Annotated in this window: 18 protein-coding genes; 10 read left to right on the top strand and 8 right to left on the bottom strand. The window is 46.3% G+C overall.

Going from position 1 to position 19,147, the window contains the following annotated elements:
• The first annotated feature begins 224 nt into the window (after nt 1–224).
• From FOT42_RS08735 to FOT42_RS08705, 7 genes are all read left to right on the top strand, one after another.
• Nucleotides 225–611, top strand: a complete 387-nt coding sequence (locus tag FOT42_RS08735) for an arsenate reductase family protein (protein ID WP_151890187.1) — start codon at nt 225–227, stop codon at nt 609–611.
• Between the two features lie 53 nt (nt 612–664).
• Nucleotides 665–2,218, top strand: a complete 1,554-nt coding sequence (locus tag FOT42_RS08730; RefSeq protein ID WP_151890186.1) for an AsmA family protein — start codon at nt 665–667, stop codon at nt 2,216–2,218.
• Nucleotides 2,215–3,330, top strand: coding sequence for a DUF748 domain-containing protein (locus tag FOT42_RS08725; RefSeq protein ID WP_151890185.1), 1,116 nt, complete (start codon nt 2,215–2,217; stop codon nt 3,328–3,330). The genes FOT42_RS08730 and FOT42_RS08725 overlap by 4 nt, the downstream gene beginning before the upstream one ends.
• Before the next feature lie 387 nt (nt 3,331–3,717).
• Entirely contained in the window at nt 3,718–4,449 is a 732-nt protein-coding gene (locus FOT42_RS08720) for a hypothetical protein (protein ID WP_151890184.1), read from the top strand.
• Nucleotides 4,450–4,591: 142 nt separating this feature from the next.
• Nucleotides 4,592–5,179 (top strand): TIR domain-containing protein, encoded by a 588-nt coding sequence (locus FOT42_RS08715; RefSeq protein ID WP_151890183.1) that lies wholly within the window; start codon nt 4,592–4,594, stop codon nt 5,177–5,179.
• A complete protein-coding gene (locus FOT42_RS08710; RefSeq protein WP_192938350.1) occupies nt 5,179–6,063 on the top strand; it encodes a DUF4231 domain-containing protein in 885 nt (294 codons plus the stop codon). The genes FOT42_RS08715 and FOT42_RS08710 overlap by 1 nt, the downstream gene beginning before the upstream one ends.
• Nucleotide 6,064: 1 nt before the next feature.
• On the top strand, nt 6,065–6,664 hold the full coding sequence (locus FOT42_RS08705; protein WP_192938349.1) for a toll/interleukin-1 receptor domain-containing protein: 600 nt from the start codon (nt 6,065–6,067) through the stop codon (nt 6,662–6,664).
• Nucleotides 6,665–6,764: 100 nt separating this feature from the next.
• Here the strand turns inward: FOT42_RS08705 and hemL are convergent, their stop codons facing one another.
• The 4 genes from hemL to FOT42_RS08685 form a co-directional block, all read right to left on the bottom strand.
• Nucleotides 6,765–8,042 (bottom strand): glutamate-1-semialdehyde 2,1-aminomutase, encoded by a 1,278-nt coding sequence (hemL, locus tag FOT42_RS08700; RefSeq protein WP_151890180.1) that lies wholly within the window; start codon nt 8,040–8,042, stop codon nt 6,765–6,767.
• A gap of 242 nt (nt 8,043–8,284) precedes the next feature.
• Nucleotides 8,285–9,145: a glucosaminidase domain-containing protein gene (locus FOT42_RS08695; RefSeq protein ID WP_151890179.1), complete on the bottom strand. Its 861-nt coding sequence runs from the start codon at nt 9,143–9,145 to the stop codon at nt 8,285–8,287.
• Nucleotides 9,142–10,047 carry a 1-aminocyclopropane-1-carboxylate deaminase/D-cysteine desulfhydrase gene (locus FOT42_RS08690; RefSeq protein ID WP_151890178.1) on the bottom strand — a complete coding sequence of 302 codons (906 nt, stop codon included), beginning with the start codon at nt 10,045–10,047 and terminating at the stop codon, nt 9,142–9,144. The genes FOT42_RS08695 and FOT42_RS08690 overlap by 4 nt, the downstream gene beginning before the upstream one ends.
• A gap of 9 nt (nt 10,048–10,056) precedes the next feature.
• On the bottom strand, nt 10,057–10,386 hold the full coding sequence (locus FOT42_RS08685; RefSeq protein WP_151890177.1) for a hypothetical protein: 330 nt from the start codon (nt 10,384–10,386) through the stop codon (nt 10,057–10,059).
• A gap of 174 nt (nt 10,387–10,560) precedes the next feature.
• Between FOT42_RS08685 and FOT42_RS18060 the strand changes: the two genes are divergently transcribed.
• The 3 genes from FOT42_RS18060 to FOT42_RS08675 all read left to right on the top strand — a co-directional run bounded on the left by FOT42_RS18060 (nt 10,561) and on the right by FOT42_RS08675 (nt 13,210).
• Nucleotides 10,561–10,722, top strand: coding sequence for a DUF5522 domain-containing protein (locus FOT42_RS18060; protein ID WP_192938348.1), 162 nt, complete (start codon nt 10,561–10,563; stop codon nt 10,720–10,722).
• 64 nt (nt 10,723–10,786) lie between these two features.
• The gene (locus FOT42_RS08680; RefSeq protein ID WP_151890176.1) at nt 10,787–11,356 is read left to right on the top strand and encodes a DUF4136 domain-containing protein; all 570 of its coding nucleotides are present in this window, start codon (nt 10,787–10,789) and stop codon (nt 11,354–11,356) included.
• 102 nt (nt 11,357–11,458) lie between these two features.
• Complete coding sequence (locus tag FOT42_RS08675; protein ID WP_151890175.1) at nt 11,459–13,210, top strand: aromatic amino acid hydroxylase; 1,752 nt, start codon at nt 11,459–11,461, stop codon at nt 13,208–13,210.
• Here FOT42_RS08675 and FOT42_RS08670 read toward each other — a convergent pair.
• The 4 genes from FOT42_RS08670 to alaS are packed head-to-tail and all read right to left on the bottom strand — an operon-like array spanning nt 13,207 to nt 19,130.
• Nucleotides 13,207–14,889 (bottom strand): M1 family aminopeptidase, encoded by a 1,683-nt coding sequence (locus FOT42_RS08670; protein ID WP_151890174.1) that lies wholly within the window; start codon nt 14,887–14,889, stop codon nt 13,207–13,209. The genes FOT42_RS08675 and FOT42_RS08670 overlap by 4 nt on opposite strands.
• A 54-nt stretch (nt 14,890–14,943) precedes the next feature.
• Nucleotides 14,944–15,558, bottom strand: coding sequence for a DUF4230 domain-containing protein (locus FOT42_RS08665; RefSeq protein ID WP_151890173.1), 615 nt, complete (start codon nt 15,556–15,558; stop codon nt 14,944–14,946).
• Nucleotides 15,559–16,518, bottom strand: coding sequence for a GSCFA domain-containing protein (locus FOT42_RS08660; RefSeq protein WP_151890172.1), 960 nt, complete (start codon nt 16,516–16,518; stop codon nt 15,559–15,561). It lies immediately after the preceding gene.
• Entirely contained in the window at nt 16,518–19,130 is a 2,613-nt protein-coding gene (gene alaS / locus FOT42_RS08655) for an alanine--tRNA ligase (RefSeq protein ID WP_151890171.1), read from the bottom strand. Before alaS ends, FOT42_RS08660 begins: the two co-directional genes overlap by 1 nt.
• Nucleotides 19,131–19,147 lie beyond the last annotated feature (17 nt).

The raw sequence follows: 19,147 nt of genomic DNA, 5'->3' as shown, positions 1-19,147 counted from the left end.
GTTCCGTCCATTATAACTAATGGATGGACTCATCGGACTGCTCAAAGTTACCGGATTGTTTGTTATCATTATCGCCTTTTTGACGTGTAGTTTGAGTTAGTTTGTGTGAATGGCGGGGCAAGAGATTGCCCCGCTTTTCTGTTTTACGACACCAAATAAATGGATTGCGTCAACGAGTGCCCCTAAAAATCCCCAACTTGGCATAAACCATAATTCAGAACATCATGGGGGTAATTGCTACAAATGACCGGGAAATCAAGTTTTATTACAGCTCCGTCACCTCTATTGGCAAACAAGCCTTGGCCTATGTGCAGGCTTCGGACAAAAAGATCATGGAAGTGGATATCGCCAAGACCAAGGTCACGGGAACACAATGGGCCGAACTGGCCAATCACCTTGACCTGCCCCTTCACAAATTGATCGATACCCAGCATCCCGATTTCATAGCGGCCTATGGCAAAGACCCCGATATCGAGGATCCGCACGATTGGCTGAAACTGTTGGGCAATTGTCCACAGGCCTTCCAAAGACCCATTTTGGTGAACGGCCATACAGCGATCCAGATCACCTCCCCTTCCGATGTGGCCGCTTTTCTGGACACGGAAAGCTAAACCACACATCTATGTCGTAGATTAGTCTATCAGTTCAACCAAAAAAACACAGCATGCCCAAAAACAACAACACATCCAACCAAAGGAGGATCCTATTGGGATCTATCGTGCTTTTGCTGGGCATATGGGGAACGGCGCAACTGTTGTTCACCAAAAAGGTAAAGCAGGCCCTGAAGACCAAAATTCCCCAAGAAATCACGCTGCACTACGACAAACTGAGCACCAATGTGCTTTTGGGCAAGATCCAACTCCAAGGTGTCAGCGCCAAGGACAGCAGCAATACCCTGGAACTGGCCGCCAAGGAAATCACCCTGTCCGGTCTTGGGTATCTGGCCCTGCTCACCAAGGACAAAGTGGCCATTTCTGAACTGCACCTAGAGGAACCCGTCTTCAATTATCGGAAAAAGGATAAAAAACCTCTTCCCAAAAAGAAGAAGGACACAGGCCCGTCCACCCAACTGGAGATTGATAAATTCACCATCACCAAAGGTGAGCTGAAACAGTTCCGCAAAGCATCTGACAGCATCCAACTGCACATTGAGGGCATCGACTTTTCCTTGGCAGACATTTTGATGGACGGAACCACGACCCAAGAACTCCCCTTCACCTATGGTGCATATGAACTGAAGACCCAACAACTCTATTGCGACCTGGGGCCTTTCGAGTTTCTCCGCCTGCAACAGATTCAGCTCAATGCAGACGAAGGGCAGATCCACCGATTGGAACTGAAAAGCAAGTACAGCCAAGAGGAACTGTCCAAAAAACTTCGGGTGGAGCACGACCACTACGACCTCACCATCGATACCGTCCGTTTGAAACAGTTCAGTTTTGGCCACAGTGATGGACTCCCCAAATTCCGGTTGGCCCAACTGCAATTGGAACAGCCCATTTTTCGGGTGTACCGGGACAAACTGCTTCCGGACGACACTACCCATAAAAAACTGTACAACCAGGCCCTTCGTGACCTTGATTTTGACCTTCAGGTGGATTCCATCGCTATTTCGGACGGGACCATCACCTACGAGGAACGCCTGGAAGAAAAAGTGGATCCCGAAAGTCTGAGGTTCACCCAACTGGACGCCACCATCTCCAACCTGCACAGCCGGGGCAGTGGCATGGTCACCGTGTCCACGAAATCCAGGTTGATGGGCGATGGGCACCTTACCCTCGATTGGTCCTTCGACCCACAGAGCAAGAGCAACGATTTCTTGGCAACGGGCAATCTAGTGCAATTCAATTCGCAAAAGATCAACCCCTTCCTCAAAACCAATCTGGGTGCAGAGGTCAAGGGCTCCATTGACGAAATGTACTTCACCTTCAGTGGCAACGAAGTGGAATCGCAGGGCGACATGAAAATGGCCTACGACCAATTTGAGTTCATGGTGCTGAAAAAAGACCGGCTGGGCGTGAACAAGCTGCTCACCGCAGTGGTGAACATCTTTGCAAAAAAGTCCTCCAAGGAAGATGGTGATAAATACCGACTCGGGGAATTCAAAGTAAAACGACGCACGGACAAATCCTTCTTCAACTACCTGTGGCTGAACGTCAGGAACGGTTTGGTGGACACCATGACGGGCAAGGACAAAAAACAAAAGAACAAGAAATGACAAAACAGCGCAAAAAAATATACAAACGGAAACGGTACCTCCTGCCCGCGATCTTGATCGTATTGCTCATCGCGTTCCGGATTGCGCTGCCCTATATCGTAAAAAATTATGTGAACAAGGTGCTGGCGGACATTCCGGGGTATTATGGCCAAGTGGAGGACATCGACCTGTCGTTGATCACCGGGGCCTATACCATCGATCATCTCTACCTCAACAAGGTGAACGCCGGTTCCCAGATTCCCTTTCTGGATTTTGAAAAAACGAACATTTCCATCGAGTGGAGCTCCCTGCTGAAGGGCAAGGTGGTGAGTGAGATCAATATGACCCGGCCCACGGTGATCTATGTGTTCGAGGACCAGCAAAAGGAAAGCGAGGACGATGCCGATATTGACGATTGGAGCAAGGCGTTGACGGACCTCGTTCCCATCGACATCAACAAACTGGAGATCCACGGAGGGAAAATGGCCTTTGTGCAACTCACTGCCGACCCCAACATTGACCTCCATCTCGACCAAATAGAACTCTACGCCACCAACCTCCGCAACGTGGTGCGCACCGAGGCCCGCCTGCCCAGCAACCTTTCTGCCGACGCCATCAGCATTGGTGGGGGCAACCTGCATTTGGAAGGCCAGATGGACCTCGTAAAGCAGATTCCCGATATGGACCTCGCCCTTTCCCTGGAAAATGCAAATGCCACGGCCCTCAATGATTTTACGGACCACTACGCGGGCATCGATTTTGACAAGGGCACCTTTAACCTCTACAGCGAACTCGCCATTGCCGACGGCTACCTGAAGGGCTACCTCAAGCCTATTTTGAAGGACACCAAGCTCATTGGCAAGGAAGATGCCTTTTTGGAAACGCTTTGGGAAGGTTTTGTTGGCTTTTTCAAGTTTGTGTTGAAGAACCACAAGCAGAACACCCTCGCCACCAAAGTGCCCATCGAGGGCGACCTGAACGATGTAAAAACGAAGACCTGGCCCACCGTGACCAACATCTTTAAAAATGCCTGGATCAAGGCGTTCAAAGGGATTGTGGACAACGACATTGAGTTTGAGAACGTGCAGGAAACCGCGAAGAAGAAGTCCAAAGGGGAAAAGGATAAGGGTTAGGAGTTAGGAGTTAGGAGTTAGGAGTTAGGAGTTAGGAAAGCAACTGAAAACTTCTCCTACATCATTACCCTTTACCCATTAACCCTTCCTGTTCATTGTTCATTGTCCATTGAACCCGACTCCCGACTTCCGACTTCTAAAGTATTGATATTTGTCAATTTGCGATTGAAATTAGGGAAATCCCCTAGTTTTTTTGTGGTTTTTCCATAATGTCAATTGACTGGGAATTAGTATTTTGGACACACCTCCCCTCCCCATGCTTACACCACCGAATTTATTTATGCTTTGCATAACGAAGATTACGTGCATATATATTGCCCCATTTCAGGAGGTATATAAGTGTTTCAATGATCCATAAACAAGTTGTGTGCAATAAAAATTAAATCAATGGCCAAAAAAGAGTTAAATAATAAAGAGAGACCGAATTGCTTTATCATTATGCCTTTTGGTGGGTGGTTTGATAAATATTTTTCCGATATCTATGTCCCAGCAATAGAAAAAGCTGGTTTTGAAGCAAAAAGAGCTGATGATTTATACAGACCTGGTAATATAGTAAATGACATTTGGAATTACACTAAAAATGCAAATGTGATTTTGGCGGATTTAACCAATAAAAACCCAAATGTTTTTTACGAATTGGGTCTTGCACATGCAATAACCAAACCAGCCATATTAATAACGGCATCTATGGAAGATGTACCATTTGACTTGAGAAGTTTAAGAGTTATAGTTTATGATAAAAACTCACCTGATTGGGGAGACATTCTTAAAGATAAAATTGCAAAAGCACTTGAGGAAACTTTGAAAAGTCCTGAAGATGCAATTCCCCCAACTTTTTTAGAAGTATCTAAAACAAAAAGATTAAAAGTTGGAGAAGAAGAGAAAGAATTACTAGAACTGAGACGAGATTTAAACTCTCTAAAAAGAGAAGTGAGGTCTAAACCAAATAACAGAATAAGAAGAGTTGAAGAAGAAATTCACCCGAATGAAGCCGAAATGCTAATTAAACGATATATAGAAAATGGATTAGATGATATTGATATTGCAGAAAAACTTGAGCCTTTTGGACCACCAATTAACTGGACACTGGATAAAATTAAAGAGTTTCGAGATAAATAAAATACTGTCCTCAAATTTCTTGTTATTGACTACTTCTGAAAAATCCACGAGGATTTCCAGTTTGGTGTGTACCAACAAATTCAGACCCTAAACCGAGTAACTTCTTATAGATTTATCTTTAGCAACAACCAAAAAGAACACTATGGCACACAAATGCTTCATAAGTTTTAAAACAGAAGACATCGCATTTAAAAATCATATTCGTGATGAAATGGACATTGACATGATTGACAAATCATTGGATGAACCAATCAACTCTTGGGATGATGATTATATTATGCGAAAAATTAGAGAAGATTATTTATCTGACTCAACAGTAACGATTTTTCTAATAGGCTCAAGAAGTTCGGAGAATCTTGGGTCTCACGAACAAAGATACATTAAGAAAGAGCTTCAAGCTTCTCTTTACAATAGTTCAAATAATACAAAAAATGGTATTCTTGGCATAGTACTTCCTACCATGTACGATTCTATTTATCAAGGTTCATATAATTGCCTAACATGCGGAGGAATTCACAATTACGTTGGAATAAATGATTCAACGGTTATAAAAGAGTTTAGTCATAATTATTATATCCCTGCATTTGATAAATGTTCCTGGAGCGAAGATGATAGATATTGTGTTCTAGTAAAGTGGAGTGACTTCGTTATTAATCCTGAATTCTACATTGACCAAGCGTTTGACAAAAGGTCTCAACCAATTTCGAATAAAACAAAAGTAAAACCGTGATGGAATTAAAGGATTTTCCCAATTACTACCAAGCTGCTGATAATATCTCAATTAAATCACAAAAGGCTTATTTGAACATAATAAGATTCGACTTAATATCTATGATTTTTGCAGCATTGCTTGCCATATATAGCTTCCAAGACGTAAACCAAAAATTTTGGATTTATTGTTTTACAGGGTTGCTTTTGCTAGTAGGTTTGATACTTACTATCGTTTTAAAAAGTAAAAAATATGAAGATGTTTGGTACCAAGGAAGAGCATTGGCCGAATCAAGTAAAACCTTAACGTGGAGATTTATAACCTGTGCCGAATATTTTGAACAATCTTTGGACTTGAATACTGTAAAAGAAAGGTTCATAGAAAGAATCAGAGAAGTTGCTAATGAATTCAAAGATTTATCATCTTCTATGGACTCAAAAACATTAAATCAAGAAATTATAACATCAAAAATGCTCGAGGTTCGCAACCTCTCAATGAATGAGCGAAAAGAGTATTACATTAAAAATAGAATAGAAGACCAACAAAACTGGTACTCAAAAAAAGCAGAGTGGAACAAAGGAAGGTACAACTTCTGGTTCTGGATAATACTTGCCTCTCAATTCTTTGCTATAGTTTCGGTTGTTATTCTTATGAATAACCCTGATAATAATTGGAATATTGTTGGACTATTAACAACTATAGCTTCTTCTGCAATTAGCTGGTTACAAATAAAACAGCATCAAGAGCAAAAGCAAGCATATACAACTGCATCAGAAGAACTAAATTTCATAAAGGAATTGTCATATAATATAAATTCTGAAAAACAGCTATCAGAATTCATTCTTGATTCTGAAAATGCAATTTCAAGGGAACACACTTTATGGCTTGCCCAAAGACGCAAATAATATGAAAAAGGGCTACAACAAAGCTATATTACTTGAAAACATAAAATGGATTTTAGAGTCTTCTGAAATAAAAAAAAGACCATGCGTTTTTATAAGTCATAAAAGAGAAGACAAAGCACAATGCAGAGAAATTGCTAAATATTTAAAGCAAGCGGAAATCGATTACTATTTAGATGAGGAAGACAGTGTTTTACAATCAGCAGCAAGTAGTAATAATCCTATATTAATTACAGAAAGTATCAAGAAAGGCATCAAGGAAAGTACTCACATGCTTGTAGTCGTTTCAGAAAAAACATATAAATCTCAATGGGTACCCTTTGAAGTTGGTTACGGTCATTCAGCAATTCTAGATTATGGATTAAAAGAAGATGAAAAACCAAATAGATTAAAATTGGCAATTTTGACTTTGAAAGACATATCAGAGAAAGCTCTTCCAGATTATATGCAAGTTGGTCATATTATAAGAGGTACGAAAAGTCTAAATGATTACATCTCTAAAATCACGAATCGATTAGAGAAATCACTAGTTAACGAAACAAGAATTTTCTCGGCTTCAAAAATGCAACATCCTTTGGATAACGTGTTGAATTGGAAATTATAAAAATAGCAGCTGCCGACAACGTAGATGAAAAATAGCGGTTTAATCGCTTAAACAAAAACAGTGAATAAATCGGCAACTTTTCATATACCAAGGCGCTGCACTAAAACACTCTCCCCACCGCTTCAATCGTCTTATCCAAATCCGCATAGCTGAGCGCATCGTTGAGAAAATAGCTTTCAAAGGCGGAGGGCGGTAAGTACACCCCGTTGTCCAACATCCCGTGGAAGTATTTTTTAAAGGTGTCGTTGTTGCCCTTGGCCGCACTGGCAAAATCCGCTACGGGTTCCTCCGTAAAATGTACGGAAATCATACTGCCAAAGCGGTTGATTTGGTGTTCCACCCCTTTTTCGGTCAAGGTGGCGGCAATCCCCTGATGCAGGTATTCCGTTTTTTCGGCAAGGCTGGCAAACACTTCGGGACGGTTGTCCAGTTCGGTGAGCATGGCGAGTCCGGCACTCATGGCCAAAGGGTTTCCGCTCAAGGTCCCGGCTTGGTACACGGGTCCTTCGGGCGCCAAATGCGACATGATCTCCGCACGGGCCGCAAATGCCCCCACGGGCAGTCCGCCTCCGATCACCTTCCCGAACATCACCATATCGGCATCGATGCCCAAAGCTTCCTGTGCTCCTCCTTTGCCCAAACGAAAGCCGGTCATCACCTCATCAAAGAGCAACAAAATACCCTCTTGGGTACAGAGTTCGCGCAAGCCTTTCATAAAACCGGTCTGGGGGATAATGCAGCCCATATTGCCCGGCACGGGCTCCAAAATGATGGCCGCAATCTCGCCTTGGTTCGCTGCCACGAGGGCCTTTACTCCTTCCAGATCGTTAAAATTCGCCAGTAAGGTGTCCTTGGCCGTGCCCTGCGTCACCCCAGGGCTGTTGGGACTTCCAAAGGTAACGGCCCCGCTCCCCGCCTGTATCAAAAACGAGTCGGAATGGCCGTGGTAGCAACCCGCAAACTTGATGATTTTGTCCTTGCCCGTGTACCCGCGCGCGAGGCGCACCGCACTCATACAGGCCTCGGTGCCGCTGTTCACAAAGCGGATCTGGTCAATGTTCGGCACCATGGAAACGGCCAATTGGGCCAGTTCCGTCTCTATTTCGGTGGGCATCCCGAAGGAAGTCCCCTTTTTGGCCTTTTCGATCACGGCGTTGATCACGGGCTCGTAGGCATGACCCAAGATCAGTGGCCCCCACGAGGCAATGTAGTCGATGAGTTGGTTGCCGTCCACATCGTAGAGGTAGGCACCCTTGGCCTCCTTTACAAAAATGGGGTCGCCCCCTACCGCTTTAAACGCCCGAACGGGTGAATTAACGCCTCCTGGAATGTATTTTTTCGCCTCCGCAAAGAGGGCACTGCTTCGTTGGTAGATCATATTTCCCATTTCTGCAAAAGCAGGAATCTATTTTTTATTTGTTCAGATAATTGAAAGTCCGTCATTGTACTGAAATACCCTTCGACTTCGCTCAGGGTGACAACCCGTGGTGCAAAGGTACATATCCTGTTACTTTCAAGGAAACGGTTTTTGTCAGTTCGAGCGCAGTCGAGAACGACATGGTGCTTCACATCTCGACTGCGCCTGTCTGCCGACAAAGGCAGGCTCGATGTGACAAACTATCACTGCACACCGACGTTGAGCACTTGCCCGATGGAGATGGTGTTGTCCTTCAATTGGTTCATCCGCTTGAGTTCATCCACAGAGATCTCGTATTTTCTGGATATGGCGTACAAGGTATCGCCTTTTTTCACGGTATGGGTCAGGATTTCTTCCGCTTGGGCCGTTTCATCGGCGGTGGGCTGCCGAACAGGTTCGTCACTGGTTTCCACCACGGCCTCGTCATATTTATGTAGATCATAGCGCTCGATCAGCGCGATCAATTTCTGCGGATATTGACGGTCCGTGGCATAGCCCGCCTGTTTGAGACCATGGGCCCATTTTTTATAATCGTCCCGTCGGTAGTCGAACAAAAAGGCATAACGCGATCGGGTCGTCAGGAACAGACTGTGGTCGCGAAAGGAAAACATGGGATGGTTGTACTTGCGGAAACACTCCCCCTTGGCATCATCATCATGAAAATCGAACTCGCCCTCCCAACCTGTATGGCACTTGATCCCAAAGTGGTTGTTCGTCTTCAGGGTAAGCTCCCCCCGTCCGGAACCACTTTCCAGAATGCCCTGCGCCAAGGTGATGCTGGCAGGAATACCAAAGGCACGCATTTCGTATTGTGCGATCTCGGCAAAGGTCTTGATGTATTCCTGGGTATCCGAAATGGGAAACTTCTCGAACCTACCCGGGTCTTCGGGCATGGGATAGAGGTTGGATCCCTTGGCACGGTCTTCCGCGGTCTTTGGGGTCTCCTTGGTCTCCGTCCTGCTGATGACAGGGGCTCCCTTTCGGTGGGTGGTCCTTCTCTTTTTGGCGCCGCAACCTGTGAGCAGGAGGGCCACCAAGATCACATATCCAATTCGCTTGATCATAGCTCCAATAACGGTAAATTCTTTTTTTCCAACACAAGGTTCATGCCCAAAATGCCCTGCAATCCGCCCGTGTGGATGGCCAAGATTCGGGTGCCTTTGGGGAAAACATCCTGTTTTACAAGGTCAAAAATACCAAAAAGCATCTTTCCCGTGTAGATGGGGTCCAAAGGAATCCCGGTTTCATCCCTAAAGCGGTTGATGAATGCCACCAGTTCCCGATCCACCTTGGCATAGCCCCCAAAATGATAATCGGTCACCAATCGCCACCGATCATTGCGGGCAAATGTACGAATATCATCGTTCAAAAAATCGCCCTTCAACGCAGGAAAGCCCAGAACACTCTGCCCCTCTTTTACCGAATTGATGAGTCCCGCCAAAGTGCCCCCAGTGCCCACCGCACAGCAGATATGATCAAAACCGGCATCCGTTTCCGTCAAAATCTCTTCACAGCCCCGGACCGCCAATTCGTTTGTCCCGCCCTCGGGGAGCAGGTAGAACTCTCCAAAACGTTCTTTCAAATTATGGCGAAAGGGTGCCTCATTTTTGTTCCGATAGTCGCCCCGCGAAACAAAATGGAGCCGCATCCCCTGCTGATGGGCCAAGGCCAAGGTGGGGTTGTCCTGCCAACTGTGGGCCAACTCCTCCCCCCGAATCACACCAATGGTCTCAAAACCCTGTTCCTTTCCCGCGCAGGCCACGGCCGCAATGTGATTGGAAAAGGCCCCACCAAAGGTGAGCAGCGTGGAATGGCCCTGTTTTTGGGCTTCCTCCAGATTGTATTTGAGCTTGCGGTACTTATTCCCCGAAATGAGCGGATGGATGGTATCTTCCCGTTTGATGTGCAGGGCAACGCCCTTTTCACGGAGAAGGGGCAGGTCGATATGCTGATTGGGGATGTTCAATCCAACGTATTATCGCATCAGGTAGTTCAAAAACCCGAAGATTTTCCGCTTGGAAAGATACTGCATATCCGCTTCATTGGCATAGGCCTCCCGTTCAAAACTGATGTTCTGATAGGCGCGGTAACTGTCCATGTAGAGCACGGTACGCAACAACCATTCGGAAATATAGAGCAGGTAAAAGGGCAATATCAAAAGTTCCCGTTGTTGCTGTAGGTGGATGCGCTCGTGGTTGATGAGCACGGTATCGTCCTTCAGGGAATCCTCTTTCAGGATAATGAAGGGCCAGAGCGAGAGGCCCACATAATTTTTATAGAAGAAATGTCTAAAGACTACGATCACCTGAAAACGTTCACGGGTTCCCTACAAATATAACAGCAAAAATTGCAGAAAATTGGGCACGACCGACAATACCATTAACAATTTCGGTGAATAACCCCTTTGCTTCCAAAATCTTAAAACGTTAGGGGCTTTCAACGGAATGCCTTAACTTTATAAGACGAATTGATGCTCTGCATGAAAGAACGCATTCCCTTGGAAGAGGGCGATTATTACCTTTCGGAAGAAGGATACCGGGTCTTTACCGAGCAATACCTCCTCAAACGGGGATATTGTTGTGAAAGTGGCTGCCGCCATTGCCCGTATGGCTACAATGCAAAGATCAAAAGGAGAAACTAAAATCGTGTTCGGCATAATATTTGTGCCGTATTCATCATAATCTCAAAGAAATAAAAAAAGTGCCATGAAAAATTTCAAACTCATTCCGCTGGTCGCATTGACCCTTGTTTTATTGGCCTCCTGCACCTCTGTTCGGGTGGTTTCCGATTACGATCAAAAAGCTGATTTCAACACCTATAAAAGCTATGCTTTTTACAAAACGGGCATTGACAAGGCCCAAATTTCCGATCTGGACAAAAAACGCATCCTTCGCGCCATCGAGGCCGAGCTTGGCTCCCGTGGTTTTGTAAAATCCGACAGCCCTGATGTGCTCATCAGCATCTTCACCAAGGAACGTGAGCGTGTCGATGTGTACAACAACAACTTTGGCTGGGGCTATGGTGGATTCTACAACCCTTGGGTATGGGGTCCCGGTTGGGGCTGGGGCTGGGGCAACAATGTCAGCACCAGTACCGAAGGCTCGCTTTACATTGATGTGATCGATGCCAACAAAAAAGAACTCGTTTGGCAAGGCAGGGGCGTAGGCACACTGAACAATACCAAGAACATCGAGAAGAAGGAACAACGCATCAAGGAGTTTGTTTCGCAGATCCTCGAGGAATATCCTCCCAGCATGACTGTGGCTTCCAATTAACACATAGACCGCCCTTTGGGCGGTTTTTTATTGCACTTCGTTTTCCTTGATGAAGGGAACCATTTCCTATTTCGTATCTTTAAGTCGCATAAAAATGTCTCTATGAGCTACGAATCCAATCCCATACTGGACAAACTGCCCAAGCACTTAAAACAGTTCATCAAACCACAGAACTATGAAGAGTACACGGCCATAGACCAAGCCGTGTGGCGCTATGTGATGCGAAAAAATGTGGACTACCTGAGCCGTGTGGCACACAGTTCCTATGTGGATGGATTGAAGAAAACGGGCATCTCCATTGACCACATCCCCAACATGTACGGCATGAACCGCATCTTGAAAGAAATCGGCTGGGCGGCGGTCGCGGTGGACGGGTTTATCCCCCCATCGGCCTTTATGGAATTCCAGGCGTACAATGTGCTGGTGATCGCTTCGGACATCCGCCAATTGGAGAATATTGAATACACCCCTGCTCCCGATATCATCCATGAAGGGGCCGGGCATGCACCCATCATTGCCAATCCGGAATATGCGGAATATCTGAGACGCTTCGGTGAAATTGGTTGCAAGGCAATTTCAAGTGCCAAGGACTATGAACTTTACAACGCCGTGCGCCATCTTTCCATCATCAAAGAGGCCCATGGAACGCCACAAGAGGAGATTGACAAGGCCGAAAAACATATTGAACACCTGCAGGAAAATATGGGGACACCCAGCGAAATGGCCCTCATCCGAAACCTGCATTGGTGGACGGTGGAGTATGGCCTGATCGGCACGGTGGAAAATCCCAAGATTTATGGAGCGGGTCTGTTATCGTCCATTGGGGAAAGTGCCTGGTGCATGACCGACAAAGTGAAGAAATTGCCGTATTCCATGGAAGCGGTCCATACCGAATTTGACATTACCAAACCCCAGCCACAGCTGTTCGTCACTCCAGATTTTGCCTTTTTGAGCCAAGTCTTGGAGGATTTTGCCAATTCCATGGCCCTGCGCACAGGCGGACTTTCCGGTATCCAAAAATTGATTGCATCCAAAGCACTCGGCACGGTGGAACTGAGCACGGGCCTACAGATTTCCGGGGAGTTCCACAAGGTGATCGAGCATGAAAGCAAGCCCATCTACATCCAAACGAAAGGGGCAACGGCGCTGTCCTACCGCGAAAAGGAACTGGTAGGGCACAGCACCGCCCACCATGCGGATGGTTTCGGTTCCCCCATCGGAAAACTGAAAGGCATCAACATTGCCATCGAGGACATGGGCCCCCGCGACCTCAAAGCCTATAAAATCTATGAAGGCGAACAGATTGCCCTGGAGTTTGAAGGAGGCATCACGGTGGAGGGCACCATCATCACCGGCACCCGCAACCTGATGGGCAAGATCATCTTGATCACTTTTGAAAACTGTACCGTGACCTACAATGGGGAAACACTCTTCCAACCGGAATGGGGACTGTACCACATGGCCGTGGGCCAGAAAGTGGTCTCGGCCTACAACGGCCCTGCCGATCTGCACAGTTTTGACCTCATCACCCATCAAATCACCGAAAGCACCATCAAACCTAAAAAGAACCCCAAAAGGCTTCAATTGGAGCAATATTACCAACAAGTCCGTGAGTTTAGGGAAGGAAAGAACACCACCATTTCCCGTAATAAGGTGTTTCAAGCCCTTAAAAACGAACACCCACAGGACTGGTTATTGCCCGTAGAACTGTACGAACTGGCCAAACAGGGCAATGACCATGGGTTTCAACAGGATATTTTGGAGCATTTGGAAAACATCAAACGGGAAAACCCCAAAGTGGGGCATTTAATAGACGACGGGATACAATTGGTGGAGACCAGTTATGTGAGCTAGAACCCAAGCTTTTGAATGTTGGATGCCGTTGGTTTCAATTGGGGCACCTCTGCTTTTTTGATCGGGTAATAGGCAACCTGGAATTTTTCACCATTACGTTTCAGTCCAAGCTCCACTTGGTGCTCGATACTGCCCTGCCAAATACTCCGGGCATACACCTCATCCCCTTCCCTGAGTCCAGCTTCCCAAGCTTTGCTTCCTTCCACTACCCGCTCGATTTTTTTTCGTTCCCCATCAAACTCAAAGCCTAGTTCGTATATGTCGCTCATGGGTTCATAGTCCAGTCGCAATTCCTCAAACAAACCGGCAAGGTCCACTTTTTGGCCTTCGATGATATGTTTGTGGAAGAAGTTTTCAAAGTCACCTTCCCAATATCCATTCATCACCCCAATAAAATAATCGTGCTCCAATTTTTGGTTTTTGGTGAAGGCATCCCTATAAATTTGATGCATCACGTCATCCAGACTTTTTTCCCCATTGGAACTATCTTGGATTTTCTGATCGAGATAAAACGCGAAAACGGCCCCTCTGAAATAAGGCAACTTGGAATAATCCCTATCGTTCCAAAAATTATCGTAATTGATTTCTGAATTCGGGGCCTCCATGACCGATGAAGCATAAAGATCACGAATGGTACGGTTGATCTCTTGGACATAATAATCGCCCTGCAGCCCATTGATCTTGTTCCTTGCAATGTTTTTGAATGCGTAGTACTCCGTGAACCCTTCGCTGAACCAATACTGCTCCTCCTCATTGTCGTTCTTGATGGCATGACCGATCCAGTTGTGCATCAATTCGTGGTTGAAGAGATAGACCAATTGACCAATTTCCGTAAAATCGTTATTGGAAATGGATGTTGCAAAAGAATTGGTAAGTCCCGTACCCTGAAAACTACTTCCCGTCTCTTGTGCGAAGGGCTGCATGGTGACCGTGAAGTATTCCTGTGAATGGTCGTTCCAAAAATTACGCTGGCAGGTCAGGGTTTGTTCCAACACTTGAAACACATCTTCCTCCTTGAAAGGCACCCATTCCCCCCGCGTGGCCAGACTTATTCGATTTCCATGAATGTCGCCCTTCAGGACCTTAAAATCCCCTCCTACAAAAATGGCGCTTCCAAAAAGATCTCTGTCCATATCTTCCAAAAATTGCTCCCGTTCCCCACTGCCAAAACTGTTGTGGATGGTATAATTTTCCGGAAACCCGGTCCAATGCAGGGCAATGTCAATGGTATCGCCCACCGTCTTGGGAACCATAAAGAAACTATGGGAAAACAGGTGGAAATATGTTTTGTCTATAATAGGACGATAGACCCTTCCTGTGGACAGATCCCCATCAAAATCCTGTTTCAGGTGATATTCAAACTCCAGTTGCTTTGCCTCTTTGGGATGCATCAATATGACCCTTCCACTATCCAAATCCTTCTCAATGGCCCCTTCCACGTTAAGCAATTGCATTTGGCCTAGGATATTATACAGGTCTTTTTGCCCCCATGCCTCATTGGGAAAGTCCAACATGGTGACCCCACTGGAATCAGCGGGCATACTCATTCGTACCCTAAGTTGGGGTAAGCTGTCCACAAGAACGGATGTGATTTCATAACGGACATCAGCTTTGGGTCTTTGCTGACAGGATACTATCAAAATGACCAAAAACAGGATAGGGAAGGCTCTTTGCAACATGCGATTTTTGATTGATGGTACTTAAAGACGAAGCAAACCAGCAAATGTGACAGATCAATCCAGAATCTGTTCCAATTGGCCTATATTTTCAACGGGCATGTTTTCATGGACCAAGGTCCATCCCATGGTGTTCGTGAGCACCAAGATCCGGGAAAGCTCGCTCAGCAAACGGTTCTCGGCATTGGAACGCAAAGAAGATGCCTCGATTTTTTTCATCAGCGAAGCGTTCACATTTCGTTTGATGGCATTGTAGTCCCCAGCATTGAAGGGGTTTAGATAATCCGCCGTGACATCGTAGTACTCAAAATCAGGACTGATCTTGATTTCCGGTTCCGGAATCTGGGTGATTTTCAACACTTTGCTTTCCTGGTCCACCTCATATTGGATCTGGGACATATCATAGGCGATGGTCACATCGGCATTCACCACGACCAAAGCTTTTTTATGGGCCGTGATGAGCGGACCGAACAATTCTTTGGAATCCTTATAGTTGTAGACCTCGGCAAAATGCCCTTCGGTAACGATCAACTTGGAAACGTTCTTCAATTCTTGCTGGATGAGCATGGAATTCTCTTCCAAAATGGCCTTCTGTTCACGGTCTTCGGCACAGGATCTATAGATCAAGACCGAGGCCAGCGCAATGACAACTCCGATAAGTATTTTTTTCATTTATTCGAATTTCATGAAAGGATACTTCTCTTGAAGATACGTAATTTTTGCTTGGAGCGATGTCCGGAACTTTTGATGTCCATCTGAATCGGGATTAAAAGGTCGGTGCATCAGCCCTTTTTGGATGCTGTCCACCTCTTCCATGACCGAAAGGCAATTAGGCGATATCCAGGCCGACCGGAACTTGTCCCAAATATAGTCCACGGCCAGTTCGTTGGGGTGCAGCATGTCCTTTCCATAAAAACGATAGTCCCGAAGCTCGTCCATCATGATCTCGTATGCAGGGAAATACGCCAGTTCTCTCGACTGCGCTCGAGATGACAAAATAGAATGAACCGCCGAGATGAGATGCGCCTTGCTTCTCTGGTTTTCCACAAAACCGTCCTTGAGGTGGCGCACTGGCGAAATGGTGAAAATAAACTGGGCTTTCGGGTTCACTTTTTTCACCAATGCCACGCAGTTTTCCAAACTGATCTTTATTTCGTCTGTGGTCAATAATTCTTTTTGAAACTCTTTTTGCGGCACCTTATGGCAGTTGGCCACTATCTTTTTTGAAGCGACATTTCGGTACACCCATGCTGTGCCCAACGTGATGATGATGTGGGAAGCGGTTTCCAGACTTCTTTTGGTTTCCATCAACCTTTGGTTGAGAAGTTTCAGAAACTCGCCAGAATCCCCTGAACACAGCTCGGAATGGGCATCGAAACAATGCCAAATACCGTCTTGCTCAAAAACTTCATCTGCCGAATAGCTTGGCCCATTCACAGCACGCTGCACCAAATTTTCGATGGCCAACGAATGAAACAATATCCCAAAAGGATTCAAGCTGTTCTGAAACTGGAAGTAACTGAACTTTACCCCCATATTCTCCACAAAACAAGACCCCAATAACAGCACTTTGTTCTGATAATCGATGGGATTGTCAGCAGGCTGTATAGGTACTTTGGTCTGTAGATCCATCAGCTAAGATATGCCTTCGCCTTGTCAAGTGCTTCTGGGATACCCTCTGGGTTTTTGCCCCCAGCGGTCGCAAAGAAGGGTTGTCCCCCGCCACCGCCTTGGATGTATTTGCCCAGTTCCCGGACTATGGTCCCTGCATTCAAGCCTTTTGCCGTGGCCAAATCCTTGGAAATGTAGCAGGAAAGCAACGCCTTCCCATCATTCTCAGCGGCAAGCAAAAGGAAGAGGTTGTCCACCTGCCCCCCGATCTCAAAAGACAGGTCCTTGATGCCCGAAGCATCCAAATCTATCTTTTTGGCCAAAAACTGGATATTTCCCACTGTTTCCAATTCGGAAATCAGTTCACTTTTCAATCCTTTGGCCTTGTCCTTCAGCAATTGTTCCACTTGCTTTTTGAGAGCGGTATTTTCTTCCTGCAGCCCTGCCACGGCCTTCACGGGATCTTGGGCATTGTGCAAGAGGTCCTTGATCTCGAACAACATGCGGTTGTTCGTAAAATAGAATTCCTTCACGGCATCCGAGGTGATGGCCTCGATCCTTCGGATTCCGGCTGCAACGGCCCCTTCGGACACTATCTTGAAGTGCCAGATATCCGCTGTGTTCTTTACGTGCGTTCCACCACAAAGTTCCATGGACTGTCCAAAGCGAATGGTACGGACGGTATCGCCATATTTTTCACCAAAAAGGGCCATCGCCCCTTCCTCCATGGCTTTTTGTATGGGAACGTTCCTGTTTTCCTCCAACGGCAAATGACCATCGATACGGGCATTGACAAAGTTTTCCACTTTTCGTAATTCCTCCACGGAAAGCTTGGCAAAGTGTGAAAAGTCGAAACGTAGATATTTCGAATGTACCGCAGAACCTTTTTGCTCCACATGGGTTCCCAAAACCTCACGCAGGGCTTGGTGCAACAAGTGTGTGGCGGTATGGTTGCAGGCCGTTCTCCAACGCTGTTTTTTGTCCACCACCGCTTTGAAGCTGCCGTTCAGGTCCCCAGGAAGCGACTCCGCAAAATGAACGATCTCATTGTTCTCCCGTTTGGTATCCACAATGTAGGTGACATCGCCATTGGGAGCCTCCAAATAACCTTTGTCCCCGACCTGACCGCCACCTTCCGCGTAAAAAGGCGTCAGGTTGAACACCAACTGGTATTGATCTCCTTCTTTTTTGCTGCTGATCTTTCGGTATTTCACCAATTTCACTTGGGCCTCAAGGCTGTCATACCCTATGAATTCCTGCTCGGAATCCTGTTTCAGAACGGTCCAATCGCCTTTTGACACTTCGGATGCCGCCCTGGAACGGTCCTTTTGTTCCTGCAATGCCTTGTTGAAACCGGCCACATCCAATTGATAGCCCTTCTCTTCCAAGATCAACGAAGTAAGGTCGATTGGAAAACCGAAGGTATCGTAAAGTTCAAAGGCTTTTTCGCCACTGATGGTCTTGTCCTTCGAAGATTTGATCACGGAGTCCAACAACACCAATCCCTGCTCCAAAGTGCTCAGGAACGAGCTTTCCTCTTCCTTGATCACGTTCTCGATCAATTGGTATTGCTCCTTCAGTTCAGGGAACGCTTTGCCCATTTGCTCGGCCAACACTTTGACCAACCTATAGATGAACGGTTTGTTGGTATTCAAAAAAGTGAACCCATATCGGATGGCACGGCGCAAGATCCTTCGGATGACATATCCTGCTCCGGTGTTGCTGGGCAATTGTCCATCGGCAATGGAAAAGGCAACGGCCCGCACATGGTCCGCGATCACCCGAATGGCGATATCGGTCTTTTCGTCCTTTCCGTATTTTTTTCCAGTGATGACCTCTATCTCCCGGATCAGCGGGGTGAAGACATCGGTATCGTAATTGGACTGGACACCTTGCAGCACCATGCACAGACGCTCAAAACCCATTCCTGTATCTATATGTTTTGCAGGAAGACTCTCCAAGCTTCCATTGGCCTTTCTGTTGAATTGCATAAAGACCAGGTTCCAGATTTCCACCACTTGCGGATGGTCCTGGTTGACCAAGGAAGCACCCGGCACTTTCTTCTTCTCCTCTGTGGAACGGATGTCCACATGGATCTCGGAACAGGGGCCACAGGGTCCCTGATCGCCCATTTCCCAGAAATTGTCCTTCTTGTTGCCCATGATGATGCGCTCTTCGGGCACAATGGCCTTCCAAAGGTCATAGGCCTCTTGGTCCATGGCCAGTCCATCATCCTCACTACCCTCAAAAACAGACACATAAAGACTGTTCTTGTCTATTTTATAGACTTCGGTGAGCAGTTCCCAAGCCCACTGTATGGCCTCTTTTTTGAAATAATCCCCAAAACTCCAGTTGCCCAGCATCTCGAACATGGTGTGGTGATAGGTATCCTTCCCAACCTCTTCCAAATCGTTGTGCTTGCCGCTTACCCTAAGGCATTTTTGGGTATCGGCCACCCTTGTGTGTTTGGGCTTGGAATTTCCCAAGAAAAACTCCTTGAACTGGTTCATGCCGGCATTGGTGAACATGAGGGTCGGGTCGTCCTTCATCACCATGGGGGCAGAGGGCACAATTTTGTGGCCCTTTTCTTTGAAAAAGTTTAAAAATTGGGTTCTAACTTCTTGGGATGTCATTGAATTCCTAGGGTTTT

Source organism: Flagellimonas hadalis, from assembly GCF_007785775.2.
GTDB lineage: Bacteria > Bacteroidota > Bacteroidia > Flavobacteriales > Flavobacteriaceae > Flagellimonas > Flagellimonas hadalis.
The sequence above is the reverse complement of the archived record's forward strand: the minus strand, read 5'-3'. Positions and strand labels throughout refer to the sequence as shown.

What these genes read in the sequence shown, in the direction of transcription:
- FOT42_RS08665 (WP_151890173.1), bottom strand. Translation starts at nt 15,558, where the DNA reads ATGAAAAAAATACTTATCGGAGTTGTCATTGCGCTGGCCTCGGTCTTG.
- FOT42_RS08695 (WP_151890179.1), bottom strand. Translation starts at nt 9,145, where the DNA reads ATGATCAAGCGAATTGGATATGTGATCTTGGTGGCCCTCCTGCTCACA.
- FOT42_RS08680 (WP_151890176.1), top strand. Translation starts at nt 10,787, where the DNA reads ATGAAAAATTTCAAACTCATTCCGCTGGTCGCATTGACCCTTGTTTTA.
- FOT42_RS08735 (WP_151890187.1), top strand. Translation starts at nt 225, where the DNA reads ATGGGGGTAATTGCTACAAATGACCGGGAAATCAAGTTTTATTACAGC.
- FOT42_RS18060 (WP_192938348.1), top strand. Translation starts at nt 10,561, where the DNA reads ATGAAAGAACGCATTCCCTTGGAAGAGGGCGATTATTACCTTTCGGAA.
- FOT42_RS08670 (WP_151890174.1), bottom strand. Translation starts at nt 14,889, where the DNA reads ATGTTGCAAAGAGCCTTCCCTATCCTGTTTTTGGTCATTTTGATAGTA.
- FOT42_RS08725 (WP_151890185.1), top strand. Translation starts at nt 2,215, where the DNA reads ATGACAAAACAGCGCAAAAAAATATACAAACGGAAACGGTACCTCCTG.
- FOT42_RS08720 (WP_151890184.1), top strand. Translation starts at nt 3,718, where the DNA reads ATGGCCAAAAAAGAGTTAAATAATAAAGAGAGACCGAATTGCTTTATC.
- FOT42_RS08715 (WP_151890183.1), top strand. Translation starts at nt 4,592, where the DNA reads ATGGCACACAAATGCTTCATAAGTTTTAAAACAGAAGACATCGCATTT.
- FOT42_RS08675 (WP_151890175.1), top strand. Translation starts at nt 11,459, where the DNA reads ATGAGCTACGAATCCAATCCCATACTGGACAAACTGCCCAAGCACTTA.
- FOT42_RS08705 (WP_192938349.1), top strand. Translation starts at nt 6,065, where the DNA reads ATGAAAAAGGGCTACAACAAAGCTATATTACTTGAAAACATAAAATGG.
- hemL (WP_151890180.1), bottom strand. Translation starts at nt 8,042, where the DNA reads ATGATCTACCAACGAAGCAGTGCCCTCTTTGCGGAGGCGAAAAAATAC.
- FOT42_RS08710 (WP_192938350.1), top strand. Translation starts at nt 5,179, where the DNA reads ATGGAATTAAAGGATTTTCCCAATTACTACCAAGCTGCTGATAATATC.
- FOT42_RS08730 (WP_151890186.1), top strand. Translation starts at nt 665, where the DNA reads ATGCCCAAAAACAACAACACATCCAACCAAAGGAGGATCCTATTGGGA.
- FOT42_RS08660 (WP_151890172.1), bottom strand. Translation starts at nt 16,518, where the DNA reads ATGGATCTACAGACCAAAGTACCTATACAGCCTGCTGACAATCCCATC.
- alaS (WP_151890171.1), bottom strand. Translation starts at nt 19,130, where the DNA reads ATGACATCCCAAGAAGTTAGAACCCAATTTTTAAACTTTTTCAAAGAA.